The following is a 353-nucleotide window of genomic DNA, read 5'->3' as shown; positions in this document are numbered from 1 at the left end:
ACGTTGGCGGCTTTGGTCTGGCTGATGTTACCGAAAATATGTTTTTCCGCCAGCAGGTGCTGGTTTTTCATCATGCTCTGGCCGGGATACTCTTCGGCCGTAGCCGTCTGATCGGCCCCGGCTTCCTGCGCAAAAACGGCATAGCGGTCCATGAGCGTTTTGAAATTGGCAGCAAAGTAAAGCAGGACCGCCATCCGCTGCGGGTAGCCGGTTTTGCGGACCAGTGCCAGCCGGTCGCGGGCCTTAAACTCGTTGTAGTCTTCCCGCCGGTCACCGTTCCAGGCGGGATCGTCCCGGTAGGGTTTGCCCCAACCCGAGACCCGTTCCGGCCGGCAAAGGGTAGCCACCAGTAA

Annotated in this window: 1 protein-coding gene; it reads right to left on the bottom strand. The window is 59.5% G+C overall.

Annotation, left to right across the window (positions count from 1 at the left end):
• Positions 1-353, bottom strand: a 353-nt coding sequence (locus tag BLX24_RS33320) for a hypothetical protein (RefSeq protein WP_374755035.1), incomplete at both ends; no start/stop codon positions are given.

Origin of the sequence: Arsenicibacter rosenii (assembly GCF_001870735.1) — a bacterium.
GTDB lineage: Bacteria > Bacteroidota > Bacteroidia > Cytophagales > Spirosomataceae > Arsenicibacter > Arsenicibacter rosenii.
This window is presented reverse-complemented; position numbering and strand designations above follow the sequence as displayed.